This window comes from Halorubrum sp. SP3 (genome assembly GCF_005435195.1).
GTDB lineage: Archaea > Halobacteriota > Halobacteria > Halobacteriales > Haloferacaceae > Halorubrum > Halorubrum sodomense.
The window spans coordinates 1-330 of record NZ_SGTU01000507.1; the positions used below are offsets into that span (position 1 = coordinate 1).

The following is a 330-nucleotide window of genomic DNA, read 5'->3' on the forward strand; positions in this document are numbered from 1 at the left end:
ATCTAGTCACTGAATGAGATAGACGTGTCAGTATTCCCCTGTCAGATCTCTCACTTTCAAAATCAATTGGGATTTTGTCGCGCCTCTTATGTAGATATTGAGTGATATCATTGATGCTCTTCTCGTCATACTCCCCTTCACTGTACCGATCAGCAAGGTACTCCTGAACTAGGTAAGAATCAATCTGTGTTTGATCATCAATCCGGACATTATCGAACTCAGTTCGATTTAGAATTGCGTTTCGGAGATCGGTGTTTCGAAGGTTTGAGTTTACGAATTGTGTACGGTCCAGCTTACTGGCATGGAATGTTGCGTTGTGAAGATCACAAT

General features: G+C 41.8%; 1 protein-coding gene. It reads right to left on the reverse strand.

All coding sequences use genetic code 11. The features are described from left to right. On the reverse strand, positions 1-330 hold a 330-nt coding region (locus EXE42_RS20935), incomplete at both ends, for a pentapeptide repeat-containing protein (RefSeq protein WP_199240813.1).